The sequence below is a fragment of the Paenibacillus gorillae genome, from assembly GCF_000513275.1.
Taxonomy (GTDB): domain Bacteria; phylum Bacillota; class Bacilli; order Paenibacillales; family Paenibacillaceae; genus Pristimantibacillus; species Pristimantibacillus gorillae.
Window position 1 is genome coordinate 16,828 of record NZ_CBVJ010000097.1, and the last position, 21,989, is coordinate 38,816.

Here is a 21,989-nt window from a genome sequence, read left to right on the forward strand (position 1 = left end):
GACAACCGGCACGCCGTTGGTGCCGGCTATCCAATCCTTAGGCTTCTACAGTTTATCCTGAGCGGACTGAAGCTGCTCGGCCAGCGCTTTGCCGGTTTTTGTACCGTTGAGCACTTCCTGCAAGCCTGTATTCATTGTTTCAATAATGCCGCCTGGCATTAGCATGTCATAGATTGGTGTGAACGTTACTTTGCTAGTCAGACTAGCGAAATCCTGCGTAAGCTGCGGGAATTTGGTCATATCCACGCCATCAACAAGGCTTGGTCCTGCCATTCCGTATTTCTCCATATAAACTTTGGAGAAATCGTAGCCTGCTGTTTTGAACAAGAAGTCCATAGCGGCATCGCGCTTTTCACCTGTCAGGTTTTTGTTGATGGCTACATACCAGCCGGCTCCGCCGGAAATCGTGTTTGCCTCACCTTTTCCACCGTCAACCGGAGGAAGGATCGCTACTTTCGTCTCTTTCAGCACATCTTCGGATGCATTATTAAGCAAGTAGCTGATTGCCCAGTGGCCATCGATCGTAGCCGCCGCTTTGCCTTGCGCATAATACTCTTCGGCTTGTGCATTGGAGATGACGTTGAAATCGGGATTGAAAATTTTCGCTGCTGTGCTCTTCTGCATCATATCCAGCGCATTGACGAACTCCGGATCCGTGAACTTCGCCTTGCCATCACGGCTGATAATGGAGTTTGTCCAATCCGCACCTGTGAAACGGTCGCCCATCGTGGAGAGAATCGTCGATTCCGCCGGCCATTTATCCTTATTGCCAAGAGAGATCGCCGCAATGCCCTTTTCATTAAATTTGGCTGCTGCTTTATTAATGTCATCCCAATTGTCCGGGAAGCTGTCGTAGCCGATATCCTTCCACAGCTTTGCGTTGTAATAGACGATTGAAGTTATGGAAAGCTGGTTAGGCAGACCGTAGATTTGACCGTCCTGCGTAGCTGCATCAAACGCACCCTTGCGGAACTTGTCTTTGAACTCGTACTTGTCCAGCTCATCGTTGATTGGCATCAGCAGATCATTGCTTGCGAAGTTGCCTACCCATGAGCCTTTCAGGAAAAAGATATCCGGCATTTCGTTCACTGCCGCTTGTGCTTGGATTTTCGTCGAATAATCGGCTTGCGACATGACCGATTGCGTCAGCTTCACATTGGGATTATCCTTCTCCCATTTCTCTACGAGCGTCATGTAGCTGTCCATTTCAGCGCTTGTAGGACGCTCTTCTTCCAAATAGTAATGCGAGAACGTTAATTCCACCTTTTTGCCTGAACCGTTAGAGCCGCTCGACCCGTTCGTTTCTTTCGGGCCATTGTTACCGCTTCCACAAGCAGCAAGCATAATGGACAAAACCAATAATAATGAGATGACGGTAAGCCGTTTGTTCGTCTTCATGTTGTCCCCCCAAAAATGTATTTGCCTTTCTGAAATCAATATTACACGCTGAGCACCCTCTTTTTGAATCCGCTTTCATTACCTCGTTATCCCTTTAATTTGTCCTTTTTGGACGATTTGACGGTTATCTGACGAACCGGGATTTGATTTTTATCCTTATAATTTGCTTTTTATCTGAAAAAAATGTCCTCTTTGCCGATTTCGCGGAACCTATTTGACACGCACATCTCGCAATGACAGAATGATTGCATAACATCAAGGGAGGTCGCGAGCCTGTGAGCATGCGCAAAAAGATTATGCTGTTTTTTATCTTTCTTGTCGCCATCCCGATTATTACGATCTATTCCGTGGCCATCAGCATCTTCTATGACAATACAAAAACCGATCTGCAACTGCGTTTCTCCAACAACATTCATGGGGTCGGGAAAAACGTCGAGCGTTTTTTTACAGATGCGCTTGATCTGACGACCTATCCTCTTATGGAAACAAATTTGAAAGCGTTTTTAAGCATGCCGGAGGAGAGCGACAACCATTTTCAGCTCATCAGCAATGCCAACAACATTCTGATGTCTATGCCTTACGGCTTTTCCAACGGCATACGAGGGGTATCGCTGCTATCCCGTAACCAGATTCCGATTAATGCCGGCATTAATCTTAATTTGACCAAGGATGAAATCGAAGCTGCCCAAGCGTTAAAATCGAGACCTTATTGGGAATATCATGACGTCTCCGGGCTGGAGGATGCACAGCAAGACGCTTTTAACCATATTTTCGTCACCCGGCTGTTAAAAAATCCGAGCAATTTATCTGAAGAAATCGGCTATATCAAAATCGCGATGAGCAGACAGCTGCTGGTGGAGACGATATTGTCGGATCAGATTGATCATGATATCGCCTACTTCATTGTTGATGAACAGAATAAAGCGCTCGTCGATACGAATGGAAACGCAGGCTATTCCAATCTGGGTCCAGAAACCTCCTATGACAATCTGCTGCAGCTGTCGGACAGGGAGGCCATCTCCACTCAGATCAGCGGACACTACTATATTTCGGCCTATAAAATAGAACGAACACCGTTTATTCTGTACAGTGTCGTGAAGCCGAATATTCTCACAATCATTAAGGAAACCCTTATTAAAGGCCTGTCCTTAACGGCGCTGCTGGTGTTTATATTTGCGCTTCTATTATCCGTCACGTTCTCCCAGATCATCACGGCCCCGCTCGTCAAGCTGGGCAAGCGGATGAAGTCGATTACGAACGAGGATTTTTCCGTACGGATCGATGTGAAGCGCAATGATGAAATATCTGTGCTGGCCAACAATTTCAATCGGATGGCGGAGCGGCTCGATTTTCTATATAAAGAGGTATATATGAGCCGTCTGAATTTGCAGCAAGCACAGCTTCATGCTCTGCAGGCGCAGATTAATCCCCATTTTCTATATAACACGCTGGATACGATTTATTGGATGTCCGAGATGGGTGACACCCGGAACGTGAGCCTGATGGTTTCCAATATGTCGAAAATGATGCGGCTGACGCTTTCACCCAACAACCGCGATATGGTGCAGCTGTCTGAAGAGCTGGAGCATCTCAGCAGCTATATCAATATTCAGCGCATTCGCTATGGCGATCAGTTCTTGTTTGAGATCAATTGCCCGGAAGATTTGATGTCCTGCTATGTGCTTCGCCTGCTGCTTCAGCCGCTTGTTGAGAATGCGCTGGTGCACGGCTTGAAGGACAGCACGAGCGGAATGGTGAAGGTGAAGATTTACCCGGTCGAGGATACGCTTATTTATGAGGTTATGAATGACGGAACGCCTGCGGACGTCGCCGAGATTAAGCGGCTGCTGGATGAGGATGGCGGCGGCATTCGCGGCTTCGCACTGCGGAATATTAGAGAACGTATTGCGCTGAAGAACGGTCATGGCTTTCATCTGGATTGCTATGTGCGCGACGGAATTACCGTCTTCCAAATTACACAGAAGCTAAGGAAGGATACAGATGGCTTGGAGGAGGGACTGCCGGTGCCGGATGGTGCCGGAGGCAAAGATGAATAAGGGGGCGGGGACATCATGATCAAAATCTTGCTGGTTGACGACGAAGCCTTTATCCGTCAAGGAATCCGCCATACGATTCCGTGGGAAGAGCATGGCATGGAAATCGTTGGAGAAGCGGCTAACGGAGAGGATGGCTTGAAGCTGGCCATCCAATTGGCTCCAGACATCGTATTTACAGATATTCAAATGCCGGTTATGAACGGAATCGAGCTGGCCCGTAAATTAAATGAATATTTGCCGCGCACCAAGGTCATCATCCTGTCTGCCTATGGCAACACAGAAAACTTTACTAGTGCTATTGAGGTCAAGGTGAGCTCCTTCGTACTCAAAAATGCCGATTCGGGTAAAATATTGGAGTCCGCGCTGCGGGTAAAGGAGAGCATCCTGGCGGAGTATGAGGCGCAGGGGCAAAATGCGCTCATTCAAACCATCTACAATGAAAACCAGCAGCTGATCAAATCCGACTTGTTCGCGAAATTTTTGAAGGGCGAGGTTCCGCTGGACAAGTTTCGGAAGAGAGCCGAGAAGCTCGACATTCCGCTGCCAGGTCCCTCCTACTCGCTGCTGGTTGCCAGCTGCCAGACGAACGACAACTGGATCGTTCACAACCTATTTATACGGGCATTTGAGGAATTCCAGCCGTTTGTATTTTTTATCGACCGAACGAGGCTTGTCGCTGTCTTGAATGCCGGGCCTGAGGGACTGCAGGGCGATCGAATGGACAAGGCGTTTCCGGGGCTTAAACCGCATATTTTCGGCAACAGTCTGGTTGTGATGAACCGGATCGATGCGCTTGATAGCTTCGTCGATTGCTATGCGATGCTGGACAAAGCGCTGGACGGCTGCTTCTGGCATTCGGAGAGGGAATATACGAAAGTGTCACTACATGACACTTTCACCAGCAGCGAGCCTGGGCAAGCGCAGTTTTGCGAGAGCAAGGTCATCTCCGCCGTTTTGTCCAAAAACCCTGCTCAAATGGAGCAGGCGCTTCTGAACTATTTTACATTCATGCAGGAGAATTCGGTCTCGCGTTCGCGTTTCCTTGAGTCGGTCAATCGTATCGCCGTCCTAATGGAGGCGGTTATGGACCGGCAGTCGGAGTCTCATAAGACGATCGATATTATTGCGGAGACCGAGACACCTGAAGAAATTATCGAGCTGGTGCTAAGCTTGGCCAAACCTGTGAAGGAAGGCGAGTCCAAAAATGTGCATTTTGCTGCCGCGCTGGATTATATCAACCGGAATTATAACGAGGATCTCAAGCTCGCTGATGTCGCCAAAGCCGCCTACCTGTCAACCGGCTATTTGAGCCGGATTTTCAAACACGAAACCGGTTATTCCTTTAAAGAATGGCTAAACCGGATTCGTATCGACAAGGCGAAGGAGCTCATCCTGAACAGCGATCTCAAATACTATGAGATCGCAGAGCTCGTAGGCTACAAGGATTACAAATATTTCTCCGCCTACTTCAGCAAACTATGCGGCATCAGCGCCAAGGAGTATAAGATGCAGAAGCTCACTCAGCTTCATAAGTCGGGAGACTGAACGGGCAGGATTGGTGCGGACGTTTAATTAAAGGACATCCACACCGTATCACCCACTGGCTCGAAATTCATCTTGAACCAGAAGTTGCGTGATTTATCGAGCGAGTAAACGTACATTTTCTTGTTCGGGTACTTCGCCTTCAGCCAATTGATGAAGAAAGCGGCATAGCCCTTGCCCTCATGGTCCTTAAGCACGTCCAGTGCTTCAATAAAAATGAAATTTCTTTCGTTCTTGATATCGATATAGAAATCTCTTTCGAGATACTTCTCATCGATATGGAAATAATCCCGTTCTGCCTTGTGGATTAGGGCCTTCTCATTTGCGTATTCCCATATGACAGCATAGCCGACCATCTCTTCCTCGGCTTCGATGATGTAGATTTCTTCCGGCAATTCTGCCTGCGCCTTCTGGCTCAGCTCCCCGGCATGATAGCCGGAATCCAGCTCCCCCAGCTGAGCTTGCATTTCTTCATTAAACGGTTTGGCAATAATTGTAGTCATGTTGTTCTCCTTCTTCGAGCGGTCTATGAAGTGAAAATAGACCGCCTTCTGACAGAAGACGATCTACTCTGTATAACGCTGGAATCATTATAGCACGTAACCGGATGCCGTTCACCTATTCAAGCGCCAATGTACTCCTGTGGGAGCCGCGACCTAACTGTAACGCAGCCATTACTTCTCTCGTTCATGTAACGCTACACCGCCGCTGCACGCTATCGCTTGCGACAACAGTACAGTACGCAGCGGCCAACCCATTCACTGTCAGTAAAACCTCACACAGACGCGCGGCATAAACTCGCTCCGACCAAGTTCAACTAACTATGATCCCAACTAACTTCAAGCTCTCTTTCACTTATCGCACGGCATAAACCCGCCCTGCCCAAGTTCAACTAACTATGATCCCAACATACTTCAAGCTCTCTTTCATTTATCGCACGGCATAAACCCGCCCTGCCCAAGTTCAACTTACTATGATCCCAACTAACTTCAAGCTCTCTTTCACTCTATCGCACGGCATAAACCCGCCCTGACCAAGTTCAACTAACTATGATCCCAACTAACTTCAAGCTCTCTTTCACTTTATCGCACGGTATAAACCCGCCCTGACCAAGTTCAACTAACTATGATCCCAACTAACTTCAAGCTCTCTTTCACTTATCGCACGGCATAAACCCGCTCTGATCCCACTGCTGAGGAGTGTACACTCGAATATTATTAGGTTAGCTGGAGAATAGTGAATACGCCTAAGATTAGGTTACTTTGAACTAGCTGTTCGTGGATCTACTACGGCACATTTGCACACTTTAACAATCATTCAGCATCCCTGCCATTTCCCTAGCCATCCACTCCCGTTTCCAAGCTCGAGCGAACCTGATTCGCTATTTTGCGAACTTGATTTCGCTGTTTCTAGTGAATTCAGCCTGGTTCGTGCACTCTCTCCGCTGGAACGAACCTAGCTTCGCTATTCGTGAACCTAGGTTCACGAATAGCGAAATTAAGTTCGCTGTAGGCCGGACTATCTCCTTCTGATTCCCGTGCAGCGAAATTGGCTTCGTTGTTTAGCGAATCTGGTTCGCTGCAGGGTTAATTTTCGCCCTTCACACCTACGCAGCGAACCTATTTTCGCTATTTTGCGAAAACGGTTCGCTAATTTTTTGAGCTGCACCTTCACGCTTCATCCAAACTCCGCACAGCGAACTTATTTTCTCTATTTGCGAAAACGGTTCGTTAATTTCCTAGGCATACCCGTTGTTCACCAGTCCAACTCCTCGCAGCGAACCTGATTCGCTTTTCTGCGAACTTCACTTCGCTGTTTCTAGTGATTTCAGCTTGTTTCATGCACTCTCTCGGCTGGAACGAACCTAGCTTCGCTACTCATGAACTTAGGTTCACGAATAGCGAAATTAAGTTCGCTGTAGGCCGGACTATCTCCTTCTGCTCCCCGCGCAGCGAAGTTAGCTTCGTTATTTAGCGAACCTGGTTCGCTGCAAGTCCGATTTGTTCTGTTCACGCTCGTGCAGCGAACTTGTTACTTGTTTTCGCTATTAGCGAAAACGGTTCACTAATAGCCTAGGCGCGCCTTCGGAACCCCGCGCCCCGGAGCAAAAGCCGAAGCAGCCGCTACAATAGCCCCTGCTCAGAGCAAAAGCAGCTTGTGGCACCCGCCTACAATATTCCCTGCTCAGAGCAAAAAGCAGCTTGCGGCAACCGCCTACTATAGCCCCTGCTCAGAGCAAAAGCAGCTTGCAGCAACCGCCTACAATAGCCCCTGCCCAGGGCAAAAGCAGCTTGCGGCAACCGCCTACAATAGCCGCTACGCAGAGTCAAAAAGCCGCTTGCGGCCCTGCCCGCCGCAGCCTCTAAAACGAAAAAAGCCGCGGGGACATAATCCCCGCGGCTCCTTCGCGCCGGCTATACGCCGACGCGGTTCAACGTGCGCAGCCAGTTGTCCATGCGCTCAAGCGCGCCGAGCAGGTTGGCTTCCGAAGCGGCGTACGAGCAGCGGATGAAGCCTTCGCCGCCCGGGCCAAACACGTCGCCCGGCACCGCCGCGACGCGGCCCTCTTGCAGCAGACGCTCGGCGAACGCCTGCGAGCTTAGCCCCGTCGACGCAATCGACGGGAATACGTAAAAGGCTCCCTCCGGCTCATGACAGGACAAGCCGAGATCCCGCAGTCCCTGCACGAACATTTTGCGCCGGTTGTTGTAGGACATGATCATCTCGTCCTTATCGCCCAGCCCATGCCGGAGCGATTCAATTGCCGCAATCTGCGCAAGCGTTGGCGCGCTCAGCAGCGTGTATTGATGGACGCGGCACATCGCGCCGATCAGATCAGAATGACCACAAGCATAACCCATACGCCAGCCGGTCATTGCGAACGCCTTCGAGAAACCGCTGATGACGATCGTTCTGTCCTTCATCCCCGGTAAGGAGGCGAAGCTGACATGCGTCCGCCCGTAGGTCAGTTCCGCATAAATCTCATCGGACAATACGATCAGGTCATGCTCCTCCACCAGCTTGGCGATCGGCAGCCAATCTTCATAGGTCATAACAGCCCCGGTTGGATTGTTCGGGTAGCTGACCAGCAGCAGCTTCGAGCGCGGTGTCAACTGCTTACGCAATGCCTCTGCTGTCAGCTTAAAGCCATCCGAAGCAAATGTCTCTACTTCCACCGCTACGCCGCCGTTCAGCTTCGTAATCGGTGAATACGCGATATAGTTTGGAACGGGAACGAGCAGCTCATCGCCAGGAGAGAGAAGCACCCGCAGCGCAAGATCGATCGCTTCGCTTCCACCCACAGTAACGAGTACCTCGCTGGCAGGGTCATATCGGGTACCGAAACCACGGTCCAAGTATGCCGAGATTTCTTCCCGCAGCTCCAGCATCCCCGCATTTTCGGTATACTTCGTATAACCCCGGTCGAGTGCACGCGCAGCCGCATCCCGAGCCACTTTTGGCGTCGTGAAATCAGGCTCGCCTACTCCCAGCGAAATAATGTCGCGGCCCGCTTCCGCCGCATTGAAAAACTTTCGAATGCCGGATGGCGGAATCTCCCTCACAACCGACGACAAGTACTCGCTTACCGTTCTCATATCACTCTACTCCTTATTTTCACGTTTTCTTTCAATCAATGAATATTCAATAATGCTGTCCAGCAACTCGCTAAAAGAAATGCCCGCCGCACTCGCGCTTTTCGGCAGCAAGCTATTTTTTGTAAGTCCAGGAAGCGTATTGGCCTCCAGAACAAATGGCATGCCTTCCTCGGTAATAATCATATCGATACGGGCGTACACGCTGCATTTCAATGCCCGGTAACACGCCAGCGCTGCGGCCTCGACACGCGCTTGAACCTCTGCCGGCAGCTCAATAATTTGCTCATCGGCGCCGCCGTCCTCATATTTGGATGTGTAATCGAAAAACTCGGCATTCGCCTTAATCGCCACGATCGGCAGCAGCTTCCCATTCAATATGGCACAAGTAATTTCCTGTCCGCCGATAAACTGCTCGATCATAACGGAGCGATCCCACTCCAATGCTTCCTGCACCGCTTCCGCGATCGCTTCCTTCGACTTCACCAGCTTCGTCCCGATACTGGAGCCGCCTGAATTCGGCTTCACAACGACTGGAAGCCCCAACCGGGCTTCTACATCGACCGCCGACAGCTCCTCCAAACTTTCCACCTGGATCCAATTGCCTGTTGGCACGTTCTCGAAACGGAGCAATTTTTTGGACAAGTCCTTATCCATACTCACACTGCTCGAAAGCACGCCGCAGCCCGTGTAAGGAATACCAAGCGATTCCAGCGTACCTTGAACGGTACCGTCCTCCCCGTATTTGCCGTGCAGCGCAAGCAGGGCGATGTCGATGCCTGCCGATTTTTCGATCAGATCACGCTTGCTGTCGAGTACGACCGGTACAACCTCGTATTTGTTACGATCCAAATTCGCGATCATTTCCTTACCCGTCAACAGCGATACTTCTCTCTCCGACGATACGCCGCCCATAATAACTCCGACTTTCATTCTCGCACACTCCCCATGTATGTGAATTCCGATTGCCTTTCCCATTGCGGTTGTAACTTAGCCTATCAATTCTCTTGCGGTATCTCCAATAATTCGTATTCCCTGTACGATCTGTTCATCTGCTACCCGTGAGAATCCGAGCCGCATCGTATGCCGCCCTTGCCCTTCCTCCACATAAAAGTTATCGCCGGGCGTGAACACGACTCCCTTACGCGTGCAGGCTTCAAGCAATACTCTCGTCGGCAGCGTTTCATCAAATTCGATGAACAAATGAAGACCTCCGTCGCCCGACAGCTTCCGCAGCGGAAGATAGGTTTTGCAGCTTTCAATAGCGAGCTCATATTTCCGTTTGTACTCCGCTTTGGCCCGCTTCAAATATTTTTCGAAATTGCCGTTATGCAAATACTGATACAGCAAAGACTGATCCAGCGTTGAAGTATGAATCGTCCGTGACCGCTTGATGCTCTCCAGATAGCCGATCAGCTCTTTGTCCGCCAGTACCCAGCCTACGCGCAGGCCCGGGAACAAAATTTTCGAATAGCTGCCTAAGTAAATAACGTTATTGCTTCGTCCTGCCGATGCGATCAATGGCGCGACATGCGAGCCTGAATAACGCAGCTCCTCATTAAAGCCATCTTCAATAATTGGAATTCCGCGGCTGCTCAGCAATCTCATCGCTTCCATTCGTTTCTCCGGCGACATGACGATACCCGTTGGATTATGATAGGATGGAACCAGGTAAGCGAGGTCGAATTCTCCGGAATCGAGCTCCGTCTCAAGTCTCCTCAGGTCAATACCGTCTGCTTCCATATCGACGCCGGTGATGGCATAGCCGTGCAGCTTCATATTTTTGAGCGCCGTATTATGCGTCGGATTCTCGCAAATCGCTCTGCCGCTGCTTTTACCGAATGCAGATAACACAATATCAAAGCCTTCAGTAAATCCGTTCGTGATCAAAATATCCTTGCCCGTCAGATCAACGCCCTTGTTCTCCATATAACGAAGCAAAAAATCGATCAGCGGTTTATAGCCTTTGGCATAGCCGTAATTGAGAAGTACTTCACCTTCAATGGACATCCGGTCCATGAACGCCCGCTTCACATTGTGAAGATCGAACAGCTTCTCATCAGGCGCGATGCTTGTAAAAGAAATCGAGCCCTTTTCCGCTCGAATGCCTCGCTTCATAAGATCAAGCCGCTCCGCCTCGCTGGCATAATGGCTTAAGCGCTGACGCCAGTCGATATGCCCGCCATCGTCCCCGGGCCCAGACTCTCCTTCAGCATAGGTGAGCTCGCTGACGTTTCCCGCAGCCCCGGAAGCAACAAAGTTGCCCTTGCCTTGCACGGCGTATATATAGCCTTCTTCCTCCAGCTCATTGTAAGCTGTGACAACAGTGTTCCGGCTGATTTTCATTAATGCGCTTAATTCTCGGGTAGACGGGAGCTTCTGATCGCCTTGCAGAGCGCCTCTCCGGATAAGCCTCTTCATATAATCCTTGACCTGTATATATACCGGCCGGTCGTCTGCAATTTTAATATCAGCGTACACCCCATCACCTCCTTGCTCTATCATGTCACATTTGGAGCGGCAAAAAAAGAACCACGACAGCCGTTTTTGAAACGTCTCGTGGTTCTAACGCAGCAAAGGCCACTGGACCAGCTGCCGTATATGGACTTGTCGTGACTAATTCATGCCATTAACTAATGTCATTAACTAAGGAGTAGTTAACCCTAGACTCATCCCATAAAATCGGTCGGCATTGCGCAAACTACTCCATATATCCGATGTTTCTCCACCGACATACCAGTAAGCCAATCCTGCCAATTCCTCGTCCACTGCCCATTTATATTTGGCTGAAAGCGAGCGTCCGTCCTCCAGCCATATGCGATGCTGGACGTTTTGCAGAAGGTAACCGCCTGTGTACTGGCCAACGGAGCTGTTCCACAGCGGCTTAATGGACCGTTTGGATACCAGTGTATTCTGTTCACCAAGCGACAGCACCGCCGATGAAGCGGCACTTCCATTATTATTCATCGCCCAATCACGGTTATAGAACGGCAGCGCAAGAATGACTTTTTCCGGAGAAACGGCCTTCAACAGTACCGTCACGGCTTGCTCCACATAAGGCAAAGAAGCAACGGAGCCTGCCACAGAGCCGCCTTCCCAATGCTCGTCATAACCCATCATTACAATATAGTCAGCCTGCATCCCAAGCGCCTTGTAATCGAAAGCTTCCGTCCAATCCGTACCTAAATCGGGGGATACGTTGACAGAAAGAACTGCGTTGATTGCATGCAGCTTATTGCCTAATAAGGTTATAAATGCGGTAAAATTAACCCGATCCTGAGGATCAACATTTTCGAAATCGACGTTGAGCCCGGCAAGTTTATTTTTCTGGACAACATTCGCAAGATTCGTCGCCAGCTTATTTCTAGTGGTGGCGTTAGATAACAATTGATGGGTCGCTTCCATGTTAGAGCGATTGCCGACCATTGCCCAGATTGCCTTTCCATTACGGGAAGCCCACGTCACAAGCGATGAGTCTGTAGTATCCGTTAGATTGCCCGCTTTATCGGTGAAATACCAACGCGGCGACAACGTATTGACCGCCTTCGAACGCAGCACCGACTGCTCGAATTGTTCTGTCGTTTGTGCATACTGCCAGCCGAGCTGGATTTTCGCCTTCGGCTTAGCCGTCAAGTCGGCGGCCCACTCCTTATTCTGCAGCGCGCGGTACAGGATCGCGGCTGTCTCTTCCCGGCTAAGAGGCGCATCTGGGCGAAACTTGCCGTTATCGTCGCCTTTCATTAAGCCAACATCCTGCGCAATCGTAACGGCGCTTCTTGCCCATTCCGCAATGCGATTAGCATCAATAAAGGCAGGAGACGTTCCGTGGCTAGCCGCAGTCAGCTTAAATACTCGTACGAGCAGCGCCGCCGCTTCTTGTCTCGTTACCGGCTTTGACGGTTCAAAGGTTCGCGGTCCCGTACCATCGGCTAAACCAAGCTGCACCGCGGCTTGAATATATCCAGTATACCAAGCATTCGCTGCTACATCCGAAAACGGCTGAATAGGGCTTAGCACCTTCTCCAGCCCTAACACCCGGTCTGCAATCGTTATAAATTCAGCGCGCGTAACCGGATTTTTAGGAGAAAAGGTTCGCTCCGCTGTGCCTTGTAGTATCTTCTTTTCATTGAGCCGAATGATAGCTGCCTCCGCAAAGCTTCCAGCAATATCGTCGAACGGCTTTTTATCCTTTTCCCCCGTCAATGCTGTCATCAGTTCGGCCGCCGACAAGCGCGGTTCCATTATATGAAAAACAAGAGTGAGAGCAAAAAGCACGACAGCCCATTTCCCAATTTTCCGAGACATCGAGATCCTCCTTCTCTTCTATCCTTCCGGTTGATCGATCTGATCCGCTAGATTGGAAGAGTTGCAATCTCTATATCGTAACAAAGGCCGAGAGCTGCGGCATTGCTTAGTTATTGGTAAAAGGACTAGTTCTTAAACTTACACTATTCTATAAACCTAACGATAGGGCGGCCGCGGCCCGTCACTTCCAGCAGCCTCCATTGAACCTCTAGTAACTGTATAGTACATGCGGTGTTCACCGCTTTCGCTCCCTTTCATCCATCTTTCAATGAATGCAACCCGGTACTGCTCCTTCGCCCCCGCCCGTGTAACAGCTGTCTCCCGCTCCACCGTGTAGCCCTGAATTTCAAGCTTTATAGTACCGGTCTCCTTAGGAAAATTATCGATGGTTGAACCGCTGCCTGATGTTGCGAATTGAACAGCTTCTTCGGAAGAAAAGGGCGGTATATACGGTTTTGGAGATGAGGCGATTAACAGCACAGCATAGCTAAAAACAAATAAGAACAATGGGACAGCGAGCAGAGTTAAGCGAGTACGACGATTCAACCTGCGAATACACCAAATAACCAATTGTTCCGCTATGATAAAAAACAAGGCAGCCCCTGCTCCAATGAAACCGAAAAAAACAGATTGAAAAGGGAGCGAGCATAAGAAGCCGAAACTCAGGTGCAAAATCGCTGAAACCGCCCATTTGACCGCAATATGAATAGTGAGCTTTGCCAGGGTAATTTCAATGCATACAGAAACCACAATGCCATATAGGAAAACAGCGGGAAACGCGTAGAGTGAAATGACAATAGACCATCCTATGAACTCAGATGCCGCCCACCACTCCTCCGTCCACAGACCGTTATATTGCCACGCAAAAAACAAAACAATCGTCATTACAGTAACGTATGCGGTTGCCATTTTATGAGTAAGCATAACATTCCCCCGAACCAAGGCTATCTCTAGGGTGTGTCTGAGAACTCTGAGGGCAGCAAATTTAGCCGAATTTTCGTTCCATGCAAGGCGCGTTTGTGAAGGCGTACCCGGGGGTATGTCAAGCAAACGGAACGAAGCAGGGGGCGAAAAGGCGGTGAAAGGTGCCACTAAACGGGTTTTCAGACACGCCCTAGTACCGTTGATCCCATTATAAGAAATCACAAAAAAAAGCGTTAGTTCTAAGTTCTATAGAACCTTGATGCTGATGTTCAGGTGACCGCACTGATCCTTGTCTCACATACATTCACGCGTTGATGCGAGTGCTAGAGCGAAGCAGGTTCGCAAAATAGCGAAGTCAGTTTCGCTGTAGGAGGGTGTACCTGGATACTCCTCAGAAAACTGCGAAGCAAATTTCGCTATTCGTGAACATAGGTTCACGGACAGCGAAAAACTTTTCGCTAATGGGAGATTGACCAGCAACGAGAGAGGCATTTGCGAAATTAAGTTCGCTAAAAAGCGAACGAGCTTCGCTAACAATACGTAAAGTATGGGGCTGTCCCAAAGGGTAAACCTTGGTGAGAAAATTCGATAATAGGAAAAAGAACCTTCAAAACCACTATTAACGTGGAACCGAAGGTTCTTTTCACCTTAAAACTCACTTAAAAATCAGCTTATTTTATTATTCCGCAAAAACTAGCGTGCCAAAATGCTTAGGTAGATGAAAGTGAACCGAACCTATCGGCGACCATGACCAAAAATGGCGGTTGCCTTCCTTGTCATCATCAATCCGGTACATGTTGGAGCGCCACTCGGTACCAGCAGCTGGCGCAGCGTCGAAGTTGATGAACGGGATGTACAGCTCGCAAGCCCAGGCTCCAGCTTCCTCTTCAATAATCGAAGTTCGCAGGCCCTCCGCGTTCCAACCGACATTTATATCAATATTGCCTTCTCCGTCATTGCCGATCGATGCATCATATACGATGTTGCGCGGACTGATGACAAACTCCCGGTACTGGCGGCCTTCGCCGGCAGCGTCCAGAAAAATTTCAACGACATCCTCCTGATAAAGCGGAGCGTCCCGCTCTGTCATCGTCGCTACACGGTGGTCATCCTCGCAATCGAAACGAACCATGAGGGCGTCCTCGGACCAGCATACCTTAACGGAGGTTTGCAGTCTCGCTGCCTCACCGTTCACTACTTGAACGAGGGAAACAGCCTCCAGCCCATCCCATTTCACCGATTCAATCGGCCCTTCTACTTTCCTGCATACATAACGCATCGTCCGAGCTCCCTTCTAACGATCGATATCAACAGCCTTTCCTATTATATCGCAACAGTTGGAAAATAGCGCCTAATTCAGTTGATAGGAAGCTGAATATTAGATACCGAAGAACCTCCCCTGTACAGGAGAGGTTCTGTTCGTTGCTTTATTTTACAGCGACCCATTCCCCGCGGTTATCGGCCGATTCACGCTCAGCTTCGATAATTTGAATGCTGCCTTTCGCACTCATAGAAGTTGCTTCCGCAATTTGACCGCCGCTTGCGAGGGTCTCAACAAAATATTTCAGCTGAAAATAGTAGCCTTGATCTGGCGACAGCTGCGGCTCGAAGCCTTCGCCGTCATTCGGATTCACTTTGACGCGATCACCATTGAATTGAATGTTGCCACCTTCAAAATTAACTCTGAAGCCCATTTCGAAGCCAAAATCCCCGTTCAGCGTCCAGTCTACGCAGGCATTAACGACCTTACCGTCCTCGTAGCGATAGTTGGTCGATACAATATCGTAGCCGCTTCCGGCAATCGTGTTCTTGCCGCAGCAGGATACGGCTTCCGGCTTGCCGAACAACCAGTGGATGGCATCCGTGTCATGCACATGCATGTCGAGCAGAGCGCCGCCGCCCTTTTCCTTCTGCAGCACCCAAGGTCCCCAAGTCGGCGTGCCGCCGCCGCGGTAAAAGACGCCGCTTGTTGCCTTGCCAAACTCGCCGCTCGTTACAACTTCCTTCAAATAAACGTATGCCGGCCAGAATCGCAAACAATGGCCGATCATCAGTTGCTTGCTGTTAAACTCGGCAGCCTCAATCATCGCATCGCAATCTTCGGCATTCATAGCCATCGGCTTCTCGCACAATACATGCAGGCCAGCGTTCAAGCATTGAACGGCTACCTCCCGGTGCAAGAAAGTCGGCAGCGTAATGTCTACGGCGTCAAGCTGTTCGTTGTCCAGCATGTCCTTGACCGAAGCATATTTGCTGAACCGGTTAAAGTCGATTACATTCGAAGAGGAAGTATCGATATTGCCGCCCGCACTGCCGCCAGCCAGCTTGCTTGCGTCCATATCGCATAACGCCACGACTTCAATTTGCGCGCCCTCCCGTTCGAGGCGAAGATAATTTTCCAAGTGCGATCTGCCCATAAAACCTAGTCCGATCAATCCGATTCGCAGCATTAGCGTTCCGTCCTTCCCAAAATGGCGTCCATTGCCGCCGATGTATTGTAAATGATTTGCTTCGTATGATGCGTATATGGCGGAATCATCTCTGCAATGACATAATCATCATAACCAATATCGCCCAGTGCCTTCACTACTTCCGGGAAATTGACGTCACCGGCAAGCAGATCAACGAAACCGTGCAGCCCGCCAGCTTGTCTGCGGTAGTCTTTGAAATGCACCTTTTTAATCCGCTTGTTCAGTATCGAAATCCAGTGCTCTGGGTAACCCGCATAGACCACGTTGCCTACGTCAAAATACGAACCGACATATTCCGAATCTACAGCATCTATAAAGCTCCGCATCTCAAGAGGGGATAGCAGAAATTTGTTCCACACATTTTCAATCCCGATCGCAACCTTGACCGCTTCGGCAAGGGGAGCAAGCGACTTGAAGCCTTCCAGGGCATTATCATAGGCTTGGTCATAGGGCACAACCTCAGACCCCGGTATGAAGTCAACGCCAACCGCGCCGGGCACGATAAGAATTGTATCCACGCCAAGAATCGCTGCCGATTCAAGCTGCTTTTTCGCTGCATCCTTCGCTCTTTGCCGGGTCTCGGCATTCGTACTCGTCAACGGATAATCCCAGAAAAGCCCGCTTGCGAGGCTCGTCAGCGCTATGCCTTCATCATCCGCAATGCTGCGGATTTCACGAAGCTGCTCCTCTGTGCTTTCCAGACTAAGCTCGCCGGTCGCATTAAGCGACAGCTCGATACCGTCAAATCCTGCATCTGCAGCCAGCAGGATGCTCTCCCGTACGCTAAGGTCCGCAGGAAACGACCATGCATTAATTCCTTTTTTCAACGCCATTTGCAAGCCCTCCTCGTTCAACTGTAAGCCTATTATAGAGGGACAGCGGGCTCTTCGACTTTAGCCAATCAGCCGGACGTTTTGCACAATGCGGGATGGAAGTATGATAAACTTGCAAGCGTAATCTTATAACCGGCAGATGCCGGGGAAAGGATGTCTCTTGATGGATTTCAACCGGCTGACACTGCAAGAAGTAATCACCGTTAACAAACTGATTTCATTTCATTATTTTGAATATACAAGAGGGTATGTGTTCGAGGGGGAGCAGCATGATTTCTGGGAGCTGCTCTATGTGGATAAAGGCGCGGTTGAAGTACGTGCGGATGACCGGATTTGCGAGCTGACGCAAGGGATGATCATTTTCCACAAGCCCGGCGAGTTTCATACTGTACGTGTTGGCGACGGGCATAAGCCGCCGAACTTAATCGTGCTGGCCTTCGAATGCCGCTCCGCTTTCATGGACCGCTTTGCCAGCTTGTTGCTGCCGCTTGGGACGCCGGAGCGCAATTTGCTGTCGCTGCTGCTGCAGGAGGGCTTTCATTCCTTCCTTCCTCCCTACGATAATCCTTCCGTTCATGAGCTAATCCGCAATCCCGATGCGCCTTTTGCCAGCGAGCAAGCGATGAAGGGCTACTTGGAGGCGCTCCTTATCCGGCTGGTACGCGGCATGGATGATGATAGGAACGTGGAACAGAACCGGGTGGCAACGCGCCGGCCTTCATCGATTCAGACGGAAAAAGCCGAGCAGCGCACCGTACAGAGCATCATCGATTTCATGAAATCGAGGCTTTCCGGACAATTGACGCTGGAGCAGCTGTGCAAGGAAACGCATCTGGGTAAAAGCCGTCTGAAAGAAATCTTTCACTCCCAGACCGGAACAGGTGCCATTGAATATTTCAAGCTGTTAAAAATCGAAGAAGCTAAAACGCTGATCCGCGAGCACACGCTTAATTATACGGAAATAGCGGCTGCGCTTGGCTATGGCAGCATTCACTATTTCTCCCGCGATTTCAAGAAATCGACGGGCATGTCACCATCCGAATATGCCCGCACCGCTAAAGCCCGTGTAGGCAGCAAAGACAGCAGCCTGCCGAAATAATCGGCCTCACATTCTGTCTCTCCCAACTGGCCACCCCCAACTCAGGTCGGGGGTGACGAGGAAACTTCTATGCTACACTAGGGTGTGTCTGAGAACGCTGAGGGCAGCAAATTTTGCCGAATTTTCGTTCCAAGCAAGGCACGTTTGTGAAGGCGTACCCGGGGGTACGTCAAGCAAACGGAACGAAGCAGGGGGCGGAAAGGCAGTGAAAGATGCCACTGAACGGTTTTCAGATACGCCCTAGTATGATAGAGACAACTTTAGGAGATTACTAGAATATGACACCTCAAAATCAATGGTCGCCAAATGAGCATGCTATCGGACATGGCCAGCCTTTAGCGAGACGTAAACCGAAACGAAACCGGTTCATGACCGCCGCCATCCTCGCTATGATCGCAGCGCTTCTATGGAGCAGCATTAGCGGTATGGATGTGCTTGAACGGCTGCTGTCCAATCCAGACACCATACCGGAATCGGAAACGGCTCCCGCCGGCGAAATTCCAAAGCTGCATCCTATTGTCGCCGCCAAGAAGGATGAGCTTGTCGCGCAGACGGCAAAAATCGGCATTACGATTCTTATTACGGACGGAATGCGGACAAGTGAGGAGCAGGATCGCCTTTATGAGCAAGGCCGCAGCAAGAGCGGACCGATCGTAACAAACGTTCGGGGAGGGGAGTCGTATCATAATTACGGACTCGCTATCGATTTTGCGCTGAGGACGGTCGAGGACAACAGCGTTGTCTGGGACATGGAATACGACGGCAACGGTAACGGCAAGGCGGATTGGATGGAAGTCGTAGCAATTGCCAAAAAGCTAGGCTTCACTTGGGGCGGGGACTGGAAAAACTTCCGCGATTACCCGCATCTCCAAATGGACTTCGGTTATTCGATCGCGGATCTGAAACGCGGAAAGCGGCCTCCGGCCAAGCAGAAGTAATCTGCTCACTAACCGGATGCCGCTTTCTTTTTCCCCTATACATCACTTCACTTTAGCCCTGTCGTCGCAATGCAATAGGCGGCCTCCTTAAGCGAACCGAGCCGATAAGAGCCGCCGACATTAATCGCTGCACGAGCTGTTTTGAAAACGTTGGAGTCATCTGTATAAAAGTCGTTGATGCCAACTTTATGTTCTTTCGCATTTATTAGTGTTTGAATTGAAGCTTCACTTCCGGCTGGCGTTTCATTCCATAGCAGCTTTTTCCGGTCTTCGCTCGTATCTTTCTCTCCTGCCTGATATAGCGGAACTACCATAGAACCAATGGCGCAGCCTCCTCTCCTATTGGGGGTTGCTTGCTTCAGCCAGCCATTCGTTCAAAATAATGTCCAAGTGCTTGAGTGACTTTTTCCGCTTCTGATCATTGTCCTCAAGCCAGCGCTTAAGCTCAGTTTGCCGTGAATTTTGTGCTTCAAGCGCACGTCGCAGCTCACTTGGCGCTGGCCCTCCCTGAAGAGTACGGACCCGGACAAAATTCTCCGGATCAAGCGCTTTACGCAACGACTCGGCAGAAAGCTTAAGCGGCTTGTGCTCGCCTGCGGCGGCGGCCGCTTCGTTGAGGCTGACAAGATTTAAATCACCTACGCCTGCTCCCCGCTTCACAGCTGAAGTGACGAGCTTGCTAACTATAGAATGGGACGAACGGAAGCTGAGCCCCTCCTCTCTGACCAGCGTATCCGCCAGCTCTGTTACAGTGGCGAAGCTGTTCGCCGCACGTTGGCGGAGCACCTCTTCATTGATTTCCAGCGTTGCGATCACTTTACTCAGCAGCCGGTACACCGATTCAAGCGTTCCAAGACTGCGCCATGCATAGGGCTGCAAGTCATCCTCCGTATCCACGATGTCGCCAAACGGCGTGTTATGAATCATCGTGAGTACCGTCTGCGCATCGCCAGCGGCGCTGGACAAAAGCGAGCGTACGTGCTCGATCGACACGGGATTTCGTTTTTGCGGCATGATGGAGCTGATCTGCACATAAGGTGCCGCTACGCGGGCAATGGCGAATTCCTGCATGCACCACAGCAGCAGCTCTTGAGCGAAGCGTCCTAAATTAATAGCTGCCAGTTGAACAGCCGCTGCCGCTTCACCAACATAGTCGGCACCGCTGACCGCATCGTAGCTGTTCTCGATCAGTCCGTCGAAGGCAAGCAGTTCAGCGACCCGCTCCCGACTTATCGGGAATCCCGATGTTGTTAGCGCCGCAGCTCCCAGGCTGCTATGATTGCATCCCTCGTATGCCGCCTTCAGTCTGCGGAGATCACGGGAGAGCGAATCTATCACTGCCGCAATATAGTGGCCAACTGTCGTCGGCTGCGCCTGCTGCGTGTGCGTATGTGCAATCATGATCGTCTCCGCATGCCGGACCGCAAAGCTATGAAGCGCTTCATGGAGCGCTTGCGCTTCGGTTATTGCGGATGCCAGCTTTTCCCGGAGTACGATTCGGTATATTGCGATGCCCATATCGTTGCGGCTCCGTGCCAAATGGAGATTGCCTGATGCTTCCTCCGACAATTCCAGCAGCAGGTGCTCTACCTCGAAAAAAAGATCTTCGAATTTTCCGCTGTACGTACCCGTTCGCAGCTTATCTGTATCTAACTGGAGCAGCGCCTTTGCCGTCAGCTCAGCATCCCCTTTTCTGATGAGCCCTTGCTCCCTCAGCATAATGAGATGCGCTTTATGAATAGCCAGCATCGGCTCTAGCAAATGCTGCTTCGCATTATCGTAAGCGGGCTGAAGCACCGCTTTCGCATATGCGGCTCCCGGGAACGCAGACGCTTCGTTTTCCGGTTCATGGTGTTGCTGCGACTGTTCGGATGTAATTGCCATGTTCGCTCTGCCTCCTTTTATGGCGCAGCGCTGGCTTTTATTGTTCGCCATCCAGCTGCGCTTAAAGCGTATGCGGCTGCCACGCTTTTGGAAGCGGCTAAACCGATGCGCTTTACAATAGCAAACAGCCGGAGAGGTCGCATGATGCGCCCTCTCTGGCCGTCCGGTAAAAATCATGATTATTAGTGGTGTTCATAGACGGCAAAAAACAGAAAAAGGCCTCGTGCTGCTCTGCAGCGAAGAAACCTCCGGTTATCCGGCCACACTCTTAATTAAATTATTCCAAGCGGAATTGTATGATTAATACTAACACTCTTTTCAGAAGTGTTCAACCCTTTTTGGAATTGGTTTTTGTGGGGCATTTCGCTAGCTTGCCTGTTATCATACTGCCCTTTAATGAGCCAGCCTCGATATTTTCGAAATCGTACCACTAGATCTCCAACCCCATCCCACCACTAACTTCAAGTTACTTGTACGTACCCATCTCGCCGAGCCATCTCTGCCACAGCGAACCTGATTCGCTATTTAACGAACCCAGGTTTCTTGTAGAACTCCATCAACAGGACGCGCTATGCTACAACGAACCAAACTTCACTATTCGTGAACCTTGGTTCTCCAATTGCGAAATTTGGTTCGCTGCGGGGCAGTTCCACTCACTGTACCTTAGAACTAGCGAAATTCGGTTCACTCTTTTGCGAACCAGCTTCGCTATTTTCGACTTCGTACCCGTAGGACTCCAAAATTCGTCCCCACTACTAACTTCAAGTTACTTGTACTTCCCCATTAGCCGAGTTTTCTCCGCCACAGCGAACCTGATTGCTATTTCACGGAGCCGTAAAGCTCTCCTCATAACTTGCGTCCGTTGGTGTAGCTTCCCCTTGCTTCTTCACGCTTAGGTCTGCCTTCGAAGCAGCGCCAATGTCGCAATAGCTGTATAGGGAAATT

General features: G+C 50.3%; 16 protein-coding genes. 4 read left to right on the plus strand and 12 right to left on the minus strand.

The genetic code is table 11. The features are described 5' to 3' along the window. Window positions 1–45 precede the first annotated feature (45 nt). Entirely contained in the window at window positions 46–1,398 is a 1,353-nt protein-coding gene (locus TY10_RS17795) for an ABC transporter substrate-binding protein (RefSeq protein ID WP_052350624.1), read from the minus strand. 281 nt (window positions 1,399–1,679) lie between these two features. On the opposite strand from TY10_RS17795, the gene TY10_RS17800 reads away from it, so the two are divergent. Both TY10_RS17800 and TY10_RS17805 read left to right on the plus strand, forming a co-directional pair. Beyond that, window positions 1,680–3,455 (plus strand): cache domain-containing sensor histidine kinase, encoded by a 1,776-nt coding sequence (locus tag TY10_RS17800; protein WP_238327771.1) that lies wholly within the window; start codon window positions 1,680–1,682, stop codon window positions 3,453–3,455. Between the two features lie 15 nt (window positions 3,456–3,470). Beyond that, window positions 3,471–5,000, plus strand: coding sequence for a response regulator transcription factor (locus tag TY10_RS17805; protein WP_042166317.1), 1,530 nt, complete (start codon window positions 3,471–3,473; stop codon window positions 4,998–5,000). 23 nt (window positions 5,001–5,023) lie between these two features. Here TY10_RS17805 and TY10_RS17810 read toward each other — a convergent pair whose 3' ends face one another. From TY10_RS17810 to TY10_RS17850, 9 genes are all read right to left on the minus strand, one after another. Beyond that, complete coding sequence (locus TY10_RS17810; RefSeq protein WP_042166319.1) at window positions 5,024–5,500, minus strand: GNAT family N-acetyltransferase; 477 nt, start codon at window positions 5,498–5,500, stop codon at window positions 5,024–5,026. Between the two features lie 1,911 nt (window positions 5,501–7,411). After that, entirely contained in the window at window positions 7,412–8,593 is a 1,182-nt protein-coding gene (locus TY10_RS31065) for an aminotransferase class I/II-fold pyridoxal phosphate-dependent enzyme (RefSeq protein ID WP_042166321.1), read from the minus strand. A gap of 6 nt (window positions 8,594–8,599) precedes the next feature. Further along, complete coding sequence (locus tag TY10_RS31070) at window positions 8,600–9,523, minus strand: D-alanine--D-alanine ligase (RefSeq protein WP_042166323.1); 924 nt, start codon at window positions 9,521–9,523, stop codon at window positions 8,600–8,602. A gap of 57 nt (window positions 9,524–9,580) precedes the next feature. Beyond that, window positions 9,581–11,071 carry a MocR-like pyridoxine biosynthesis transcription factor PdxR gene (gene pdxR, locus TY10_RS17825; RefSeq protein ID WP_042166326.1) on the minus strand — a complete coding sequence of 497 codons (1,491 nt, stop codon included), beginning with the start codon at window positions 11,069–11,071 and terminating at the stop codon, window positions 9,581–9,583. A 165-nt stretch (window positions 11,072–11,236) separates the two neighbouring features. Then, the gene (locus TY10_RS17830; protein WP_238327759.1) at window positions 11,237–12,895 is read right to left on the minus strand and encodes an S-layer homology domain-containing protein; all 1,659 of its coding nucleotides are present in this window, start codon (window positions 12,893–12,895) and stop codon (window positions 11,237–11,239) included. Between the two features lie 156 nt (window positions 12,896–13,051). Then, the gene (locus tag TY10_RS17835; RefSeq protein WP_155985934.1) at window positions 13,052–13,780 is read right to left on the minus strand and encodes a hypothetical protein; all 729 of its coding nucleotides are present in this window, start codon (window positions 13,778–13,780) and stop codon (window positions 13,052–13,054) included. A gap of 718 nt (window positions 13,781–14,498) precedes the next feature. Beyond that, complete coding sequence (locus tag TY10_RS17840; RefSeq protein ID WP_042166331.1) at window positions 14,499–15,098, minus strand: carbohydrate-binding family 9-like protein; 600 nt, start codon at window positions 15,096–15,098, stop codon at window positions 14,499–14,501. Window positions 15,099–15,246: 148 nt separating this feature from the next. After that, window positions 15,247–16,269, minus strand: a complete 1,023-nt coding sequence (locus TY10_RS17845; protein ID WP_042166333.1) for a Gfo/Idh/MocA family protein — start codon at window positions 16,267–16,269, stop codon at window positions 15,247–15,249. Continuing rightward, entirely contained in the window at window positions 16,269–17,117 is an 849-nt protein-coding gene (locus TY10_RS17850; RefSeq protein WP_042166439.1) for a sugar phosphate isomerase/epimerase family protein, read from the minus strand. The genes TY10_RS17845 and TY10_RS17850 overlap by 1 nt, the downstream gene beginning before the upstream one ends. 169 nt (window positions 17,118–17,286) lie before the next feature. Between TY10_RS17850 and TY10_RS17855 the strand changes: the two genes are divergently transcribed. Together TY10_RS17855 and TY10_RS32115 are read left to right on the plus strand one after the other, a co-directional pair. Beyond that, the gene (locus tag TY10_RS17855; protein ID WP_042166335.1) at window positions 17,287–18,222 is read left to right on the plus strand and encodes a helix-turn-helix domain-containing protein; all 936 of its coding nucleotides are present in this window, start codon (window positions 17,287–17,289) and stop codon (window positions 18,220–18,222) included. A 278-nt stretch (window positions 18,223–18,500) separates the two neighbouring features. Then, window positions 18,501–19,160, plus strand: a complete 660-nt coding sequence (locus tag TY10_RS32115) for a M15 family metallopeptidase (protein ID WP_272945308.1) — start codon at window positions 18,501–18,503, stop codon at window positions 19,158–19,160. Window positions 19,161–19,207: 47 nt separating this feature from the next. Here TY10_RS32115 and TY10_RS17865 read toward each other — a convergent pair whose 3' ends face one another. Next, window positions 19,208–19,474: a hypothetical protein gene (locus tag TY10_RS17865; protein WP_042166337.1), complete on the minus strand. Its 267-nt coding sequence runs from the start codon at window positions 19,472–19,474 to the stop codon at window positions 19,208–19,210. A 25-nt stretch (window positions 19,475–19,499) separates the two neighbouring features. Then, window positions 19,500–21,044, minus strand: coding sequence for an argininosuccinate lyase (gene argH / locus TY10_RS17870; protein WP_042166340.1), 1,545 nt, complete (start codon window positions 21,042–21,044; stop codon window positions 19,500–19,502). Between the last annotated feature and the right edge of the window lie 945 nt (window positions 21,045–21,989).

Coding starts and splice junctions, on each gene's coding strand:
- TY10_RS17795 (WP_052350624.1), bottom strand. CDS start 1,398: ATGAAGACGAACAAACGGCTTACCGTCATCTCATTATTATTGGTTTTG.
- TY10_RS17800 (WP_238327771.1), top strand. CDS start 1,680: ATGCGCAAAAAGATTATGCTGTTTTTTATCTTTCTTGTCGCCATCCCG.
- TY10_RS17805 (WP_042166317.1), top strand. CDS start 3,471: ATGATCAAAATCTTGCTGGTTGACGACGAAGCCTTTATCCGTCAAGGA.
- TY10_RS17810 (WP_042166319.1), bottom strand. CDS start 5,500: ATGACTACAATTATTGCCAAACCGTTTAATGAAGAAATGCAAGCTCAG.
- TY10_RS31065 (WP_042166321.1), bottom strand. CDS start 8,593: ATGAGAACGGTAAGCGAGTACTTGTCGTCGGTTGTGAGGGAGATTCCG.
- TY10_RS31070 (WP_042166323.1), bottom strand. CDS start 9,523: ATGAAAGTCGGAGTTATTATGGGCGGCGTATCGTCGGAGAGAGAAGTA.
- TY10_RS17830 (WP_238327759.1), bottom strand. CDS start 12,895: ATGTCTCGGAAAATTGGGAAATGGGCTGTCGTGCTTTTTGCTCTCACT.
- TY10_RS17835 (WP_155985934.1), bottom strand. CDS start 13,780: ATGACGATTGTTTTGTTTTTTGCGTGGCAATATAACGGTCTGTGGACG.
- TY10_RS17840 (WP_042166331.1), bottom strand. CDS start 15,098: ATGCGTTATGTATGCAGGAAAGTAGAAGGGCCGATTGAATCGGTGAAA.
- TY10_RS17845 (WP_042166333.1), bottom strand. CDS start 16,269: ATGCTGCGAATCGGATTGATCGGACTAGGTTTTATGGGCAGATCGCAC.
- TY10_RS17855 (WP_042166335.1), top strand. CDS start 17,287: ATGGATTTCAACCGGCTGACACTGCAAGAAGTAATCACCGTTAACAAA.
- TY10_RS32115 (WP_272945308.1), top strand. CDS start 18,501: ATGACACCTCAAAATCAATGGTCGCCAAATGAGCATGCTATCGGACAT.
- TY10_RS17865 (WP_042166337.1), bottom strand. CDS start 19,474: ATGGTAGTTCCGCTATATCAGGCAGGAGAGAAAGATACGAGCGAAGAC.
- argH (WP_042166340.1), bottom strand. CDS start 21,044: ATGGCAATTACATCCGAACAGTCGCAGCAACACCATGAACCGGAAAAC.